This is a genomic window from Facklamia sp. HMSC062C11, assembly GCF_001810675.1.
In the GTDB taxonomy this organism is placed as follows: Bacteria; Bacillota; Bacilli; order Lactobacillales; family Aerococcaceae; genus Facklamia; species Facklamia hominis.
In genome coordinates, this window is the sequence record NZ_KV802389.1 from 25,218 (window position 1) to 40,789 (window position 15,572).

Annotated in this window: 16 protein-coding genes; 6 read left to right on the plus strand and 10 right to left on the minus strand. The window is 41.3% G+C overall.

Features of this window, described 5'->3' with window-relative positions:
• Positions 1-194 precede the first annotated feature (194 nt).
• The 5 genes from HMPREF2758_RS03260 to HMPREF2758_RS03280 form a co-directional block, all read right to left on the minus strand.
• Positions 195-1,205: a YdcF family protein gene (locus HMPREF2758_RS03260; RefSeq protein WP_231385334.1), complete on the minus strand. Its 1,011-nt coding sequence runs from the start codon at positions 1,203-1,205 to the stop codon at positions 195-197.
• A 92-nt stretch (positions 1,206-1,297) separates the two neighbouring features.
• Positions 1,298-2,335 carry a hypothetical protein gene (locus HMPREF2758_RS03265; RefSeq protein ID WP_070609126.1) on the minus strand — a complete coding sequence of 346 codons (1,038 nt, stop codon included), beginning with the start codon at positions 2,333-2,335 and terminating at the stop codon, positions 1,298-1,300.
• A gap of 10 nt (positions 2,336-2,345) precedes the next feature.
• Positions 2,346-3,143: a hypothetical protein gene (locus tag HMPREF2758_RS03270; RefSeq protein ID WP_016647914.1), complete on the minus strand. Its 798-nt coding sequence runs from the start codon at positions 3,141-3,143 to the stop codon at positions 2,346-2,348.
• Positions 3,136-3,828, minus strand: coding sequence for an ATP-binding cassette domain-containing protein (locus tag HMPREF2758_RS03275; protein WP_070609127.1), 693 nt, complete (start codon positions 3,826-3,828; stop codon positions 3,136-3,138). The genes HMPREF2758_RS03270 and HMPREF2758_RS03275 overlap by 8 nt, the downstream gene beginning before the upstream one ends.
• Positions 3,821-4,192 (minus strand): GntR family transcriptional regulator, encoded by a 372-nt coding sequence (locus HMPREF2758_RS03280; protein ID WP_070609128.1) that lies wholly within the window; start codon positions 4,190-4,192, stop codon positions 3,821-3,823. Before HMPREF2758_RS03280 ends, HMPREF2758_RS03275 begins: the two co-directional genes overlap by 8 nt.
• Before the next feature lie 175 nt (positions 4,193-4,367).
• Between HMPREF2758_RS03280 and HMPREF2758_RS03285 the strand changes: the two genes are divergently transcribed.
• Entirely contained in the window at positions 4,368-5,666 is a 1,299-nt protein-coding gene (locus HMPREF2758_RS03285; RefSeq protein ID WP_070609129.1) for an MATE family efflux transporter, read from the plus strand.
• A gap of 110 nt (positions 5,667-5,776) precedes the next feature.
• Here the strand turns inward: HMPREF2758_RS03285 and HMPREF2758_RS03290 are convergent, their stop codons facing one another.
• Together HMPREF2758_RS03290 and HMPREF2758_RS08990 are read right to left on the minus strand one after the other, a co-directional pair.
• Positions 5,777-6,280 (minus strand): hypothetical protein, encoded by a 504-nt coding sequence (locus tag HMPREF2758_RS03290; protein WP_246823236.1) that lies wholly within the window; start codon positions 6,278-6,280, stop codon positions 5,777-5,779.
• 12 nt (positions 6,281-6,292) lie between these two features.
• Positions 6,293-6,481: a hypothetical protein gene (locus tag HMPREF2758_RS08990; protein ID WP_242491993.1), complete on the minus strand. Its 189-nt coding sequence runs from the start codon at positions 6,479-6,481 to the stop codon at positions 6,293-6,295.
• A 126-nt stretch (positions 6,482-6,607) separates the two neighbouring features.
• Between HMPREF2758_RS08990 and HMPREF2758_RS03295 the strand changes: the two genes are divergently transcribed.
• The 4 genes from HMPREF2758_RS03295 to HMPREF2758_RS03310 all read left to right on the plus strand — a co-directional run bounded on the left by HMPREF2758_RS03295 (position 6,608) and on the right by HMPREF2758_RS03310 (position 10,363).
• A complete protein-coding gene (locus tag HMPREF2758_RS03295) occupies positions 6,608-7,279 on the plus strand; it encodes a DUF3841 domain-containing protein (protein ID WP_070609130.1) in 672 nt (223 codons plus the stop codon).
• A gap of 190 nt (positions 7,280-7,469) precedes the next feature.
• Positions 7,470-8,426 (plus strand): tRNA dihydrouridine synthase, encoded by a 957-nt coding sequence (locus HMPREF2758_RS03300; RefSeq protein WP_070609131.1) that lies wholly within the window; start codon positions 7,470-7,472, stop codon positions 8,424-8,426.
• Positions 8,427-8,487: 61 nt separating this feature from the next.
• Complete coding sequence (gene sppA / locus HMPREF2758_RS03305) at positions 8,488-9,492, plus strand: signal peptide peptidase SppA (protein ID WP_070609132.1); 1,005 nt, start codon at positions 8,488-8,490, stop codon at positions 9,490-9,492.
• Between the two features lies 1 nt (position 9,493).
• Positions 9,494-10,363 carry an RDD family protein gene (locus HMPREF2758_RS03310; protein WP_070609133.1) on the plus strand — a complete coding sequence of 290 codons (870 nt, stop codon included), beginning with the start codon at positions 9,494-9,496 and terminating at the stop codon, positions 10,361-10,363.
• An 87-nt stretch (positions 10,364-10,450) separates the two neighbouring features.
• Here HMPREF2758_RS03310 and pheT read toward each other — a convergent pair whose 3' ends face one another.
• From pheT to HMPREF2758_RS03330, 3 genes are all read right to left on the minus strand, one after another.
• On the minus strand, positions 10,451-12,880 hold the full coding sequence (gene pheT / locus HMPREF2758_RS03315; protein ID WP_070609134.1) for a phenylalanine--tRNA ligase subunit beta: 2,430 nt from the start codon (positions 12,878-12,880) through the stop codon (positions 10,451-10,453).
• Positions 12,874-13,947: a phenylalanine--tRNA ligase subunit alpha gene (gene pheS / locus HMPREF2758_RS03320; RefSeq protein ID WP_006907842.1), complete on the minus strand. Its 1,074-nt coding sequence runs from the start codon at positions 13,945-13,947 to the stop codon at positions 12,874-12,876. The genes pheT and pheS overlap by 7 nt, the downstream gene beginning before the upstream one ends.
• Before the next feature lie 337 nt (positions 13,948-14,284).
• Positions 14,285-14,788, minus strand: a complete 504-nt coding sequence (locus tag HMPREF2758_RS03330) for an HD domain-containing protein (RefSeq protein ID WP_016647923.1) — start codon at positions 14,786-14,788, stop codon at positions 14,285-14,287.
• Positions 14,789-14,948: 160 nt separating this feature from the next.
• On the opposite strand from HMPREF2758_RS03330, the gene HMPREF2758_RS03335 reads away from it, so the two are divergent.
• Positions 14,949-15,470: a transcription repressor NadR gene (locus HMPREF2758_RS03335; protein ID WP_016647924.1), complete on the plus strand. Its 522-nt coding sequence runs from the start codon at positions 14,949-14,951 to the stop codon at positions 15,468-15,470.
• The last annotated feature ends 102 nt before the right edge of the window (positions 15,471-15,572 follow it).

Genomic DNA, 15,572 nt, shown 5'->3' on the forward strand with positions numbered 1-15,572 from the left:
CGAGCATTTTCGCAGAAAATGTTGAGGGTTTTTGCTTAGAGTCTAGGCTCTGACTTTTGAAGCACGTTTTGAACAGAGTGCGATCAATACATCTAGCAGCTCATCAGTCAATGAGCCTTGATAAACTTACTAATAAATCAATTAAAAAACTGGATCCATTGAGAAACTCACTCAATGGATCCAGTCTTTTATTTTTATCCTTCCAACCATGCAAAAACCACTAAACAAATGGCAATAAAGGCTAAAATATGCTCTTTCTTCTTTAAATACAAGAAACCAACATATTCACGAATATAAGCATTTAAGGAAAAAAGCCAATCAGCTGACGCAGCAATCCCAATTAAGGGAATATCCAATTCGTCCGCAATCAATAAAGCCCTCAAGAGATGATAATAATTAGTTACCAAGGCGATTCGTGCAGGGAAGTCAATCAACTGCTTACAAAAAAGGAGGTTTTCATATGTCGTGGTCGATCGATCTTCTTGAAGAATCTGTTCCGGATCTACCCCACGATCCTTGACATAATTTGTCATCGCTTGAGCTTCCGATATCAACTCATCCTCCCCCTGACCTCCTGACATAATCAAACAACTCTTAGGATTCAAATGAAATAGTTCAATCGCCTTATCCAAACGACGTGCCAATGTGGGGCTTACCTGATCGTGCTGAAGTCCTGCCCCCAGAACAATAATATAATCAAAATTCTGACTTTTCGACCGTCCTAGGTTTAACAAACTGGCTAAATTATAAATACTCAATAGAATCAGCGCATAGATAAAACCTACCGCCAGAAACCAATAACATAATTTGAAAGCCCAGTGGACAGACTGAAGATGGCGCAAGGAAGGATTAGCCCATAAAAAACTGGCGATAAAGAGGGTTAATAATAAACAACCCAGCGAAAACAGTCGCCGTCCTTCTGGTTTAAAAACCATTAAACTATTCAACAAGACTAAAAGTGGTCCAGAAAAGACGCCGATACCAGCCCCTAACATCAACAAACTTGCTAAAATCTTTTTGAACCAAGAACTCGTCTCCAAGTAGGTAAAATAGCCAATCAGCATCACTAAGGACAAAGTTAAAAAAGCCAATAAGCCTAACAAGATCGTATGCGGTCGCTTAAAATAATAATATATCAGCACTAAAAGACTCATTACTAATAATAAGTATAATAAAACCAAGCCCTCACCTACTTTTTTTGACATTAGCTCTATTCTAACATGTCAATAAAAAAAGTAACAGCTAAACACATACTAAAAGAGATGAAAGAAGACTCTCCCATCTCTTTGACATGGACTTAACTCACTGAAAGCCCAACAATTTGATAACCCTTACCTGTCGATAATTCTGCCGAAGCTAATTCTTTCATACTTGCTAGATCATAGACCATAATTTTTTGATCTTTAGTAATCAGGTAAAGATAATCCCCTTCAAGTTGAAGATCTAAAATCGACATATCTTCAAAAAGCGGCTTCTCTTTCGTACTATTAAAACTCATTTGTGAGACTTGAACTTGACCTTCGGAAAATAAAACCTTAAAAACTTGATCTTGATAAAAATAATATTGGCTCTGACGATCTGTGATTTTTAAAGGAGTCTTGCTAACTTTAAGTGTTTCAGGGTTTAGACGATAGACTTGAAAGTTAACGGCTTCTTCCGGATCAATCATCGATGAAGCGGATTGGTCGAGGTCTTGTTCCAGAATAAAATCTGATGTTGAACGAATCGTACTCATGGCATAATAAGATGGATCAATCCCTTCAACGAACCGCTCATCTTTAACCTCACCAGTTTTAGCATCTAGGGTTAAGACACACAATCCTCCATCCGCCGAATAGATCAAATAATCTGCCTGATTGGTATGCACAGCTTGACTAATATAAGGAAATTGCGTCTTTTTTAAGGCATAACTTGTCTCATGATAAGTCTTTTCAGCAATATTTAATTTGACAATTGCCAACTGACGTGGACCCGTATTTCTAATCCAAAGTTGATTATTAAAATAAGGGGTAAATCCCTCTAAATTCGGGCGATTTGGTAATGGAAATTGACGATAGATCGCTTCTTTGTCAATGGATCCTTGATCCACGACATTCATAAAAGAATCTAACTCTAAAGAATTGGACTTACCTTGATAGACATCAATCCGCTCCAAAGGCGTATTGGGCTGTGACTCTAAGAAGAAACTAAGTGGCCGATCCTTTAACAATTCGGCTTGTCCCTTAATCTCCTTTAATTGAACTTGATTCAAGGCCCATAAAGGCAAGCTCCAAACAATGAGGACAAATGCCAAAGCCACTCCAATAGCTCCAATCGCTAGTTTTTTTCGTTGCATATGACCCCTCCTAAATTGAAATATAGTTATTCATTAAGTACTTAGCCCCTGCTAGATTCAGAGCAATCATCAGAGCCTGCGCAACGATAAAGAAGCAAGAACTTTCAGATTGCAAAAGAGGCATCCATACAACCGTCATCACGATAGCTAGCTGTAACAATACAAAGACCATAAAATACAGTCCCCCAAGTAACAAGGTCTTGCGCCAGCCATGAGATTTCTTGGAACCAATAATAATACAAAGATTAAAAAGACTCACTAAAAAATTAATCCCCGCACTATAATAGTAAATTCCCATTGTGATTCCCACTGGTACCAAGAGATACACCAGGTTCAAGGCATGGACCCAGGCTTGAGGCCAGGCGATGACTCGAAAGATTCTTGGGAAGAAGGAACCGATTAAATTGATCAAGGGAAGCATCAGAACCTGAACCAATAACAAGCCGGCTACCATCAATAAGATGGAAAACAACTTAGCCATATAAACAGACATCCGTGAGCCTGGTAAGCTTAACAGTCGGTAGATATAAGCACCTTCTAAACGCCACTCCCTAAGCCAAGTATATATACTATAAACAATCATGGCTAATACCACACCGCCAATCACTAGGACCGTTAGCATTGACTGATCAAGAACTGTTACTATGTCTATTTTATTATTCAAGCCCATGGGATCGATCTGAAACTGTTTGACTAAAGCCAAAATCAAAGCGGCCAATTCACCGATCACCGCAAAAGCTAACAAGAATATATAAAAGCCTTTGGCCCGCCTTAACTCATCGCTCAATAACATTAAAAATTTATTCACCTCGATACACCTCCCGCATCCGATCAATCAGACCCTTACCAGTGGCTTCACGATAATCCTCTAACTGTAATTGGTCCACAATCCGCCCATCTTGTAAAAAGACAGCCTGATCAATCATAAATTCGACCTCTTGCACATCATGGCTAGAGATCAAGACCCCTTGACCCTCAATTAATTTGGAACAAAAAACCTGACTAATCTCCTCGCGAGTAAATAAATCAATCCCCGCAAAAGGCTCATCCATCAAGATATATTCGGAATCCAAAGCTAGACCCAATAGGAGATTTACCTTGGCCACATTTCCCTTAGAGAGTTCATCAATTCGATCTTCAGCATTAAGATGAAAAAATTCAAGCATCTCCAAAGCTCTGGACCGATTAAAAGCCTGATAATAATCTTGCATAAAATCTAGTGCTTGCTGAATGGTCTGATTTTTTAAGACAATAATCTGGTCTGGGACATAGGCCACTCGATTATAATCTGCTTCGGTCATCACTTGACCATCAAGCAATATTTCTCCTTTTCCTTTGGGGATCAAGCGCATGATCAAGTTCATCAAGGTCGATTTTCCTGAACCATTCTCACCAACCAAGAATGTAACTTGACCTTTTGGAATCTGCAAATCCACTTGATCTAATACCACTTTCTTCCCGTAAGATTTTGATACGCTTTTCAATTCAATCATGGGATGCCTCCTCTTCTAAATAGTCTTCTAATGCTTGGAACATAACTTTTTCATCAACATTCAAGGCCTGCACTTGACGATAAAATTGCTCAATGGCCTGCCTTAGTCGCTGCCTCCTCAATCGATTCAATAGAAGCTGATCTTGAGTCACTTGACTCGGTACATTCGCCAAGGTTACAATCACCCCTTCTTCCTCCATAGCTTTAAAAGCTCGCTGAACCGTGTTGGGATTAACCTTAAATTCAGACGCTATAGCCCGTCTTGACGGTAGCTCACTCCCTAAGGGATAAGTTCCCGCTAGGATCGCATCAATAAAATATTCCTTCATTTGTTGGTAGACGGGCAGCTTATCATTCCACTCCATTTTACCCCCCCTGTAACTTTTTAACTAAGTGTATTAAATGCTTCATACAGCTTATGTGTATTATATACTTGATACACTTTTTCTGTCAAGCACTTTTAGAACTTTTTACCGCTTTGACATTATTTTAGACTTCATGCTATGATGATCGCTAAAGACCTTAGAAAAGAGTGACCCCATGCAAGATCTCAAAGAATTTATCCACTACACCCTCAGCAATACCCTTAGTATGATCGGTATCTCTATCTATATCATGGCGGATGTTTACTTTATTGCTAAAGGGGTTGGCCCCGAAGGCATCGCTGCCTTAAATTTGGCCCTCCCCATTTATAATCTCGTCAATGCCTGCGGACTCATGCTAGCTGTAGGATCTGCGATCTATTTTATCCAGGCCAAAGCACAAAATAATCACCTGGCTAGAAACCAAGCTTATTCGACTGGACTCATCACTTGCTTAATCATCGGGGGACTCTTTTTATTCATCGGGCTCATTGCCTCTAGTCAATTAACCAAGTGGCTAGGTGCCGACGCGCATGTCTATGAAAGTACCCATGTCTATCTACGTTATGTGCTACTGTTTGCCCCTTTTTTTATTCTGAATCAATTCTTCTCCCTCTTCGTTAAAAATGATGGCCATCCACAGCTGGCCATGTATGCCATGTTGGCAGGTAGCCTCTTTAATACAATTTTTGACTATGTCTTTATTTTTATCTTTGATATGGGGATGAAAGGAGCTGTCTTAGCTACGGCCTTCTCCCCGATTCTTGGCATCCTAGTCAATAGTTGGCACCTCATTAAAGGAAAACCCAATTTTAGTTTCCAGGTCCAAGCTTTTCAACTTCAAAGATTAAAAGCTGCTCTATCCGCTGGGCTCCCCTCCTTCATTTCTGAATTATCCGTGGGCCTTGTGATGCTAGTTTTTAACTTTTTGATTTTGGATCTAGCTGGCAATACAGGAGTGGCAGCTTATGGTATCCTAGTCAATTTACTTTTCGTCATTATTGCGATCTACAATGGAATTGCCATGGGAGCCCAACCTTTATTAGGCCGTTTTTACGCCCTTCGTGACTTTAAAGGCCTGCAACGCATTCTTCATTATTCACTCATAACTGTCATCCTTGTTAGCATAGTCTTCTATAGTGTGGCTTTACTAATTCCTCATGAATTGATTGCCCTCTTTAACTATCAAGAAGACTTAGCAATGGTGCAAGTTGCCTACCAGGCGTTTGGTCCTTATTTCAGCCAATGCCTCTTTCTTGGCATTAATACCGTATTAATTATGTACTTTATCTCCAGCAATCGCTCCCGACTCGCTCAAGTTCTAGCCATTCTAAAAGGCTTTGCTTTAGTACTCCCACTAGCACTAGTCTTAACCCATCTTGCAGGGCTGTCTGGTCTATGGTTATCCATGACCCTTAGCGAAGGCATCGTCACGGCTCTTGGCATCTACTATTGGCGAAGTTCACCCCGACTATAAATCATCAAATCCAAAAAGCCGCTACTATTCACAATGAAAAGTAGCGGCTTTTTAACTAACTCCAATAATAACGAACTCTTGGTTCTAATCAACTTTAATCCGGAACCTATTTACTGAATCACTTGCCTCAAAATCGTCTCTTGTAAATCCGCATAGTCAAAATGATCTAAGGAGCTCGGATCCACCTTAGCGGCTTTTACCACTTGCCCATCTTGAATTATAAGAAAACCTGCTTCCAAATCTTGCCCTTGCGAAGAAGTTGATTTTAAACAAGCGATGATCGAAAAGGGCTTATCGGCTAGCATTTGACCAAAAGCTTGAAGTTGAAAAGTTGAATCTTGAATCAAATCTTCCACCGGACTCCCTTTAGACCATGCCTGAAAAGTGGCATCACTCACTCCTCGATGAGTCGAGTGAAGAGGGTTTTCTAGACTAACACAAGCCGTATAAGTCAAGTGATCATAATAGAAGTAAAAGTCCAACTCTGCTTGATCTTGGTAAGGGTAGACCACACGAACGAGTCCTTCTCCCAATTCTTCAACCCGTCGTTTAGAATCATCCAGTCGATCCTTAACCTTCAGATCGAAGGTCTCACGATTCGTACCTTCTTCCATCTTTGCCAAGTCTTATAATACTAAATCCTCCATGACACTTTGGTAGTCAGCATAGGCTACTTCAAGACTAGTATTCGTAGAAACAGCTGAATTTAGCCAGTCCGGAAGTGATTGCGCTTGAACGATCGACGGATTGATGGCCAACTTACCTAACAAGACTATGATAATAACCCAACTAAAATAACGGGAAACTTTATTCATGGCAATGCCTCCTTTATTAGTTACCTAAGATTGTAGGCAACTATTCCTAAAGTCGCAAGTTATTTTTATTTAAAAATTATTTTTGATAAAATAGGTTTATCACCAAAATGAAAGGGGAATCAAAGAATGACCGAAATTGTCGACCTCTATACCCGCCAACATGAGAATTCTATCTATGAATTAATGAATAAAGGGTTTATTACAAACAAAGAACTTTACGTCCGCCTCCATATGGGACTAGATGCGAATTTCTTCATCGAGCGTTATCAGACCTTTGTCGAAATGGCTCAAACAATTGTAGCACGCCCCGATTCTAGCCGTTTTCCGATCTGGGGTTCTCCCTACAAGGAATATAGCCTCATGCCAGAGGAAAATTCTTTAGTCTATCATCTTAGACTTCCGAGGGAAGAAGTGATTTATTTTGACGGTCTCAAATGGGACTATGTCCTCAATTACCTTTATGTCCCACTAGATGAAGCGGACCAAGCCCAACATACAGCCAAACTGGAAGCTCTAGGGATCCAATCAGGACATTATCTCTTCCAAGCAAAATTCCAAGGGATGTATGAAGATCTCAAGAAGGAAGTACGGCAATCCTGGTGGCGTATCTTTGATGTTGACCACATTGAACTATTTAATACCCAAGGGAACATCTGGCAGATCAAACCTGAATGGGTTCAGTCTATCCGCCATTATGGCGAAAGCCTCCAAGAGGCTGAAGCTCGCCCTCTAAATCTTCAAGCAAGTCTTGATCGTGTCAAAGCTCGCCAAAGCAGCCTAAGTGACAATCATTATTAAATGAATTAGCTATTCTATCCTTCTTGGCTAGCCACAATTTATCTAAGCTTTTTCATAGCAGCTTATTCATTCAGCTTTCTTTGCAGAAAGAATGCTTTATGCTAAAATTAAAGCACTATTTATCGAACAAGATCCGGTTTGCAGCCTGTAACCGGATTTTTTATATGAATCGCAAATTGGAGGTTTTTTAATGCAGGTTAATTTTTGGCAAAAACTTAAACGCCCCTTCTTCATCCTAGCACCGATGGAAGATGTGACCGATGTCGCTTTTCGACATGTCGTTGCTAAAGCAGGACGACCAGATGTCTTCTTCACAGAATTCACGAACTCCGAATCCTATTGTCACCCAGTAGCCGTAGACTCCCTACGCAAACGCTTAGTCAAAACAGACGATGAACAACCGATTGTTGCCCACATATGGGGAGATCGACCAGAGTATTTCGCTAAAATGGCAAAAGGAATGAAAGAAATGGGTTTTGCAGGAGTCGATATTAATATGGGTTGCCCCGCACCTAATGTCTATAAACACGGTCGAGGAGCTGGCTTAATCCATCGACCAGAAGTAGCCGCACAGTTAATTCAATCCAGTAAAGAAGGTGGTCTGCCCGTTTCGGTTAAAACAAGGCTAGGTCATCAAGATCCCGAGGAATATAAAGAATGGTTAGCTCATTTGCTAAAGCAAGATATTGCTAACCTATCCGTTCATTTACGAACTAAAACAGAAATGTCCAAAGTCCCCGCTCATTGGGAATTAATTCCAGAAATAAAAAGACTGCGCGATCAAATCGCCCCAAACACCCTGTTGACGATTAATGGCGATATACCAGACCGACAAAAAGGCTTGGACCTGGCACAAGAATATGGAATCGATGGAATTATGATTGGTCGAGGAATCTTCAAGAATCCCTTTGCTTTTGAGGATCCAGCTAGAGACCACTCTGCCAAAGAACTGATCGATCTTTTCCGTTATCATCTTGATGAGTTTGATCGCTACCCCTTTAAGCCCTTCCCCGCTCTGAGACGGTCCTTCAAAATTTATATCCGTGAGTTTAAGGGAGCCAATGACCTAAGGATTCAGCTCATGGAAGCAGAGACTTCCGATCAAGCTCGCCAGATGCTGGATGATTTTGAACGCCAGCATTTGTAATCAAATAGGTATACCCTTACAACAAAAGATGTTAAAATAAGCTTAGAAAGGTGGATCAATTATGAACAAGAAAAAATGGATTGTTATTGCATTTGCCGTCATTTTATTGGTGGCAGCAAGCCTGTCAAACTCATTTAGGCAAAAAGATTCCAGCGAAGACAAAACGGACTGGTTCAATCAACAGATGACAAGTCTCCTCTCAGACAAGAACTACGTCGAAAAAATACGCGAAGAAGGCGACCCCTCCCAACGAATCCTAGTTATCCCCATTGAAGGGGTCATTGGTGGCAACAATTCTGCTTATAATCAAGAACTCATCCTTGATACCATTGAACAGATTCGAAATGACGAAAGTATTGCAGCAGTCGTCCTAGAGATCGACACCCCAGGGGGATCCGTCTATGAGACACGGGAAGCGTATGACCTCTTTAAAGAAATCCAAAAAGAACGTCATATTCCGGTCTATGCTAGCATGAAGTCTGTGGCCGCCTCAGCCGGCTACTACTATGCCATGTTAGCCGATAAGGTTTATGCTACTCCTGAGACCCTAACAGGTTCGATCGGGGTTATCATCAGTGGTCAAAATGTCAGCAAATTACTCAACAAAATCGGTATCGAATCTTATGTGTTCAAATCAGCCGACCTAAAGGATATGGGATCCAGCACCCGTGAAATGACTCAAGAAGAAAAAGACATCTTCCAGAATATGATTGACGAAAGTTTTGAGACTTTTGTCAAAGTGGTCATGGAAGGACGCCACATGAAAGAAGACAAAGTACGCAAACTCGCTACCGGACAAGTCTATACCGCCCAACAAGCAGTCGACAATGATCTGATTGATGGAATTAAGTACTATCGTCAAGTCATCGATCAAGTGCGAACGGACAACGATCTTCAAGATGCCCAAGTCTTTGAGAAAGTATCGGATAATGAAACGTTCTCTGGCATCTTCTCTAGCTTCATGAAGGGACAAAAATCTTATCTCGACCAATTTAATGAGATCATCGACCGAGCTGAACGGTTAGAATTACCGAAAGTAGAGTATCGCTGGGAAGGTGGTTATTAATATGACCACAGCCCGGCTTAAACAAGATCAGATCGAACAAGTATTCAGAGGAACTTCGATTAAAGCATCGATTAAACGCCTTAAGTCTTCCGATATCCGCGTTATTTCCAATGATGACTTACAAAAACGACTCAAAAAGACGCAGGAGCATGAAAAGAACCAAACATTCGATCAAACCGATAAAAGTTTGGTTGATCCTGTGGCTAAATCTCAAATCGATACGCCTCCTACTTCTGAACAGAGCGTGATAGCTCCCGCTGACAAAGATCTAAAAAAGCCAGAATCAGCGGCCATTCAAGCAGGATTAAAGCCCAAATTCAAAGCAAAGGATCCAGTTCAGTCTCAGGGCCAAGCTGAAAGTAAGAATCAAAGCACTTCCCCACTAAAGCCTGGCTCATTAAAAGATTTGAATCAATTTAATTATCAGTCACTTCCTCAGGAAGTTTTTGCTGGTTTTGGGCTTCGAATTAGCGCCTACCTGGTAGATTGGCTTATCGTTCAATGGCTCAGTCGTTTAATTCTCAATCTTTGGTCACTATCCGATCGAGATTCATTCACAGGTATCATAACGATCCTCATCTATATTGGCTACTTCTTCTTATTTACTTGTTTTCTTAGAGGACGTACACCCGGTAAAATCTTATTTAATTTACGCGTGGTGCCACTTGATAAGGATCGTCAGACCCTTTCTTGGTCGAGTCTCTTGGTCCGTGAAGTGTTCGGCCGCATCATTTATTACTATGCACCCTGGTTAGGCTTAATCCTAGCTGTTACCCCCTACCACCAACACCCTGTGGATATGCTAACAGATACAGCCGTAATCAATGAGAACTACCTCACAGCCTTTAGTAAAATGCAAACTGTTCATTAAAAATACAAACCGCCATTCATTCCTCTCTTATCGGAATGAATGGCGTTTTTTTACTTGAAACTAAATCACTATAGTAACTAGACTTGGCTAACGAATTTCTAAGCCTTGAACTTGCCTCAAAGCTTCTTCAACCCGATCCATACTTGCCTTGACTTCCTCATCTGTCAAAGTCTTAGTCGAATCTTGGAAAGTTAGACGATAAGCTAATGACTTCTTACCAGCCTCAATCCGATCTCCTTCATAGAGATCAAATAGTTCTAACTCAATCAGATGTTCCCCTGCCGCTTGGCTAATGATATCCACCAGGTCTTGATGAGCCGTTGCTTGATCAACCAAAAGAGCCAAGTCACGGCTAGTTTCTGGGTATTTAGCTAGTGGGGTTTGAGTAAGGTCAGCGACTTTCTCATTAAAGATCGGTTCCAAATTCAATTCGGCAAAATAAGTCGCAGCCTCTAAGTCAAAATCTTTCGCTAAATGAGGATGGACTTGTCCCAAATAACCAATAGATTGACCATCAAAGAAGACTCGAGCGGTTTGACCTGGGTGCATAAAGGAAATTTCTTCTTCCACGTGGAATTGAATGCGATCTAATATGCCTAAATCATCAAAATAGCTTTCTAACATTCCCTTAATATCATAAAAATCATAGTTTGTTTGTTTTTGATACCAGTTGGACGCTTGAGACTGACCAGATAAAAGGATCGATAATTTTTCAATCTCTGTAGGCTGTGTATTTTCCACTTCTTGACCGTAGAATACCTTACCAATTTCATAAAAAGCAAGAGGTCCATTATGACGTGCCCGATTATATTGTGCAATATCTAATAAAGAAGCCAATAAAGACTGCCTTAAAACAGCATGGTCTTCAGACATCGGATATTGCAATTTGACAGGTATCCCTGCTTGTTCTGTCAAGGCTGCTTCTTTCTCGGAAACCAAGACATAAGATACGCACTCGGTCAAGCCCACGGATTCCAGAATAGACCGACTGGCCCGAATCAATTTTTGAAGACGCGTCAATTGAGCAGGCTTACCAGTTGCTTGAGGCAGGGTATCTGGAATCTTATCATAACCATAAATTCGAGCAATTTCTTCAAGAATATCTGCTGGAATCGCAATATCCCAACGTCTTGCAGGAACCGTCACGGTAAAGTCCTCTTCGGTAAAAGTCAGTCCAAATCCTAATCGATCAAAAATATCCTGTAGCTCGTTATCCGTCAATTCAATGCCTAACTTATCGGAGATTTGGGATTTTTCAACCGTCACTTGAACAGCTTGAGCAGGTTGGTTAATCACTTCAACTACTCCTTCTTCGACCTGTCCATGTCCAAATTGAGCCATCATAATTGAAGCCTGTTCTCCTGCAAAACTCGTTAAATCGCGGTTAATCCCTTTCTCGAAGCGACTTGAAGATTCTGAACGTAAGCCTAGACGCCGAGAACTGAGCCGGATAGTCTGACCCTCAAAGACAGCAGATTCAATTAATACCGTCTTGGTCTGGTCGGTCACATGTGTCGATAAACCACCCATCAACCCAGCTAGGGCTACCGCTTGATCACCTGCAGCAATCACTAAGTCTGAACTTTCCAACTGACGGTCTACTTCATCCAAGGTCACTAGGGTCTCATCAGGATAAGCCTTACGCACAGAGATTGACTTAGACTTCAAAGCATCAAAGTCAAAAGCATGTAGAGGTTGACCATACATAATTAAGCTATAGTTCGTCGCATCCACAATATTATTAATTGGACGAATATTCGCTTTCATTAATTTTATTTGCAAAGCGATCGGACTTGGCTTAACTGACACGCCCTTAACGAGCCGCAACTGATAATGGGCACTCATCTTAGGATCTAATACTTTGACTTGAACTTGATCCAAATAGTCAATCGCTGCAACCTGATCCGCTTGAAGACTTAAATAATCAAAGTGAGGCTCTTGATTAACAATAGCACCAACTTCATAAGCCGTTCCATACATGGATAAAGCATCTGCCCGATTGGGAGTGATGGATAATTCTAAAATAGGATCATCTAAAGCTAGATATTCAATAACAGAGGTCCCAATAGGCGCATCTTCCGGTAAAAGCATAATGCCATCTGCGAATTCCTTAGCGACTACCGAATCAGAAAACCCAATTTCCTGCAAGGAACATAGCATTCCATTGGATACTTCCCCTCTTAGCTTCGAGGACTTAATTTTAAAGCCACCTGGTAACTCTGCCCCTACTAAAGCTACAATGACTTTGGCTCCTTGATGAACATTAGGTGCACCACAGACAATTTGTAAAGGTTCGCTTTGACCCACATCCACTTGAGTCACTTGTAAATGATCCGAATCCGGATGAGCATGCTGTTCTACTACTTGCCCAACTAGCAAAGGTCCCTTCAAATCATCCGCTAAATTGGTTACTCCTTCAATCTCAATCCCCGTTCGGGACATTCTTTCGGCAATCTCCTCAGCTTGATAGCCAGAAAGATCCAATAATTCACTTAACCAACGATAAGATACTAGCATCGATTTTGACCCCCTTTAAATTGACTTAAGAAACGTAAATCGTTCTGATAGAAATGACGAATATCATCGATTGAATACTTCAACATAGCCACACGGTCGATTCCGACACCAAAAGCAAAGCCAGAATATTTTTCTGGATCAATCCCCGACATGGCAAGCACATTTGGATGGACCATCCCTGCTCCCAACACTTCAATCCAGCCAGTGTCTTTACAAATATTGCAGCCCTTGCCGCCACACTTGAAGCAAGACACATCGACTTCAACTGAAGGCTCTGTAAAGGAGAAGAAGGACGGACGAAGGCGAATTTCACGCTCTTGACCGAAGAAGGCTTTAGCAAATTGCGTCAAGGTCCCTTTAAGATCGGCTAATGTAATTTTCTCAGCGACGACCAAGCCCTCCATTTGATGGAATTGATGGGAGTGCGTGGCGTCATCATTATCTCTCCGAAAGACCTTACCCGGTGAGACCATCTTGAGCGGTCCATCCTTTTCAAAGTCGTGCTTTTCCATGGTCCGTGCTTGAACAGGTGAGGTATGGGTCCGCATTAAAACTTCTGAGCTAATATAGAAGGTATCCTGCATGTCACGAGCAGGGTGATTCTTCGGCAAATTCATCTTCTCAAAGTTATAAGAATCCAATTCAACCTCGGGTCCCTCTACAATTTGATAGCCCATCCCCAAGAAAAGATTTTCCAACTCTTCCCGTGTTTGAGTAATAATGTGACGACTTCCTTGAAAGTTTCGACGTCCTGGAAGGGTAATATCAATCCGTTCACTTGCCAACTGAGCTTGCAATTCTTTGGCCTTTAGAGCTTCTTCCTTGGAGGCCATCACCTGATTGAACTCCCGATGAAAATAATTAATCATTTGTCCTAACTGTGGTTTTTCCTCATTCGACAGATTTTTCATGGCTTTGGAAACCTGAGTCAATTGACCCTTTTTACCCGTATAATCTACTCGAATTTGTTGTAGAATCTGAGTTGACTCCGCCGCTTGAATTTGATTTAATGCGGACTCCAATAATTTTGTGATTTGATCTTGAAGTTCTTGCATTTGATCTACCATATTATTCCTCCTTCATTTAAGCTAACGTCAATAAAAAAAAGCACCTCCCAAAAGGGACGCGCAAACGTGGTACCACCCTAGTTCCTAAACGGCTGACCATTCAGGCACTTGACATTGTTAACCCCAATGAAGGTATCCTTTTCTAGTGAACCACTATTAACAGATCGACTCCGAAGTTGAACGAAAGGTCTGCTGCTCCTAGCTGGTTTTCACTCAACCCAGCCTCCCTGAAAGGATTCACAAATACCTTGGACTTCATCTTAGCCTTTAATATTGGTTCAAGTATAACTTGAAATAGATATAGAGTCAAGAACCCAAAAATTGGCTTTTCCTTCAATTAACGCACTGAAACAAAATACTTAAAAGGTGCCCTATGCTTGACTGCCTCTTTCATACCCGTCAATAATTCACGGATCGAGGAATATTTATCCATGAGGGTCACAATATAAGACTCTGGATAAGCCGGTAAAGCCAAGGTCGCTCCAAACATATGTTTTACTATAATATCTTGCTCTTTAGGGGATAACTGGGTAATTGCTAAGGCATTCTTCAAAGCAATTCTTGGATGTTCATAATTATGCCCCCGTCCCCCAACGGTCTTCTTATCTTTAGAATCATAAAAGAATAAATCATGCAAGAGTCCCGCTCGTGCCGTTGCCTTAGCGTCCAAGCCCAACCACTTGGCCAAGCGATAAGACCGATAGGACACACCAATCGAGTGGTCTAAACGGTTAGTATAATGATGATGGACATAATTTTTTAGTGACTGAACCTGTTGATTGTCCATCAAATCCGCTACATCATCTAAATACTCACGATCATCTTTCCATTTGCTAATCATTTAACCGCCCCTCTCATTCCTACCATTCTACTATACCCTAAAAAGATGACTTTTATGTAAAGATTCGATTATTTTTTGAGGTGAATCCACCAATAACTATTCTTTCCCCTCGCCAAAGAAGGAAATCTTTCTTATACTTAGAGAAAAAGGAGGTCTAAGCATGAAAGCCAAAGAACGGCGCCAAGCTATCTTAGCTGATTTAAAAGAACAATCCCATCCTATCACTGCTTCGCAACTTGCCCAACGCTACCAGGTCAGTCGTCAAGTCATTGTTGGAGACATTGCACTCCTTCGAGCCTCCAATATTGCGATTACCGCCAGCAATCAAGGTTATTTCCTAACGTCTCACTTAATAAACACAAGTTATTACACCGGTAAGATCGTCTGCCAACACGGACTAGACCAAACAGCCACCGAACTCCAAGCTATTATTGACTTAGGAGCCCGACTCATCGATGTAGAAGTCGACCATCCCATCTACGGACTCCTCCTAGCCCCTTTACCCATTGAGAAGCAGGCAGACATTGATTATTTCATGGAAAGTATCAAGCAAGATCCATCCAGACTATTATCGTCACTCACAGAAGGCCTTCATAGTCACACCATCCAATGCCGAGACTTTGAGCATTTCCGCCAAGTACAAGATCGACTCAAGGAGCTGGGCATTCTCTATCAAGACTAAAGTTCTGCCTTATGATCGATCGATACTACAATCGAAGATGTATCACCTGTCTTGACACCTGACAAACTTTGCTTTACACTGAGATCATTCTAAAGGAGGATC

Excerpts from the sequence above, each read along its gene's own strand:
- HMPREF2758_RS03330 (WP_016647923.1), bottom strand. The coding sequence starts at position 14,788 with ATGATTAGCAAATGGAAAGATGATCGTGAGTATTTAGATGATGTAGCG.
- pheS (WP_006907842.1), bottom strand. The coding sequence starts at position 13,947 with ATGGTAGATCAAATGCAAGAACTTCAAGATCAAATCACAAAATTATTG.
- HMPREF2758_RS03285 (WP_070609129.1), top strand. The coding sequence starts at position 4,368 with ATGCAAGATCTCAAAGAATTTATCCACTACACCCTCAGCAATACCCTT.
- HMPREF2758_RS08990 (WP_242491993.1), bottom strand. The coding sequence starts at position 6,481 with ATGAATAAAGTTTCCCGTTATTTTAGTTGGGTTATTATCATAGTCTTG.
- HMPREF2758_RS03260 (WP_231385334.1), bottom strand. The coding sequence starts at position 1,205 with ATGTCAAAAAAAGTAGGTGAGGGCTTGGTTTTATTATACTTATTATTA.
- sppA (WP_070609132.1), top strand. The coding sequence starts at position 8,488 with ATGAACAAGAAAAAATGGATTGTTATTGCATTTGCCGTCATTTTATTG.
- HMPREF2758_RS03275 (WP_070609127.1), bottom strand. The coding sequence starts at position 3,828 with ATGATTGAATTGAAAAGCGTATCAAAATCTTACGGGAAGAAAGTGGTA.
- HMPREF2758_RS03280 (WP_070609128.1), bottom strand. The coding sequence starts at position 4,192 with ATGGAGTGGAATGATAAGCTGCCCGTCTACCAACAAATGAAGGAATAT.
- HMPREF2758_RS03290 (WP_246823236.1), bottom strand. The coding sequence starts at position 6,280 with ATGGAAGAAGGTACGAATCGTGAGACCTTCGATCTGAAGGTTAAGGAT.
- HMPREF2758_RS03265 (WP_070609126.1), bottom strand. The coding sequence starts at position 2,335 with ATGCAACGAAAAAAACTAGCGATTGGAGCTATTGGAGTGGCTTTGGCA.
- HMPREF2758_RS03295 (WP_070609130.1), top strand. The coding sequence starts at position 6,608 with ATGACCGAAATTGTCGACCTCTATACCCGCCAACATGAGAATTCTATC.
- HMPREF2758_RS03335 (WP_016647924.1), top strand. The coding sequence starts at position 14,949 with ATGAAAGCCAAAGAACGGCGCCAAGCTATCTTAGCTGATTTAAAAGAA.
- HMPREF2758_RS03310 (WP_070609133.1), top strand. The coding sequence starts at position 9,494 with ATGACCACAGCCCGGCTTAAACAAGATCAGATCGAACAAGTATTCAGA.
- pheT (WP_070609134.1), bottom strand. The coding sequence starts at position 12,880 with ATGCTAGTATCTTATCGTTGGTTAAGTGAATTATTGGATCTTTCTGGC.
- HMPREF2758_RS03300 (WP_070609131.1), top strand. The coding sequence starts at position 7,470 with ATGCAGGTTAATTTTTGGCAAAAACTTAAACGCCCCTTCTTCATCCTA.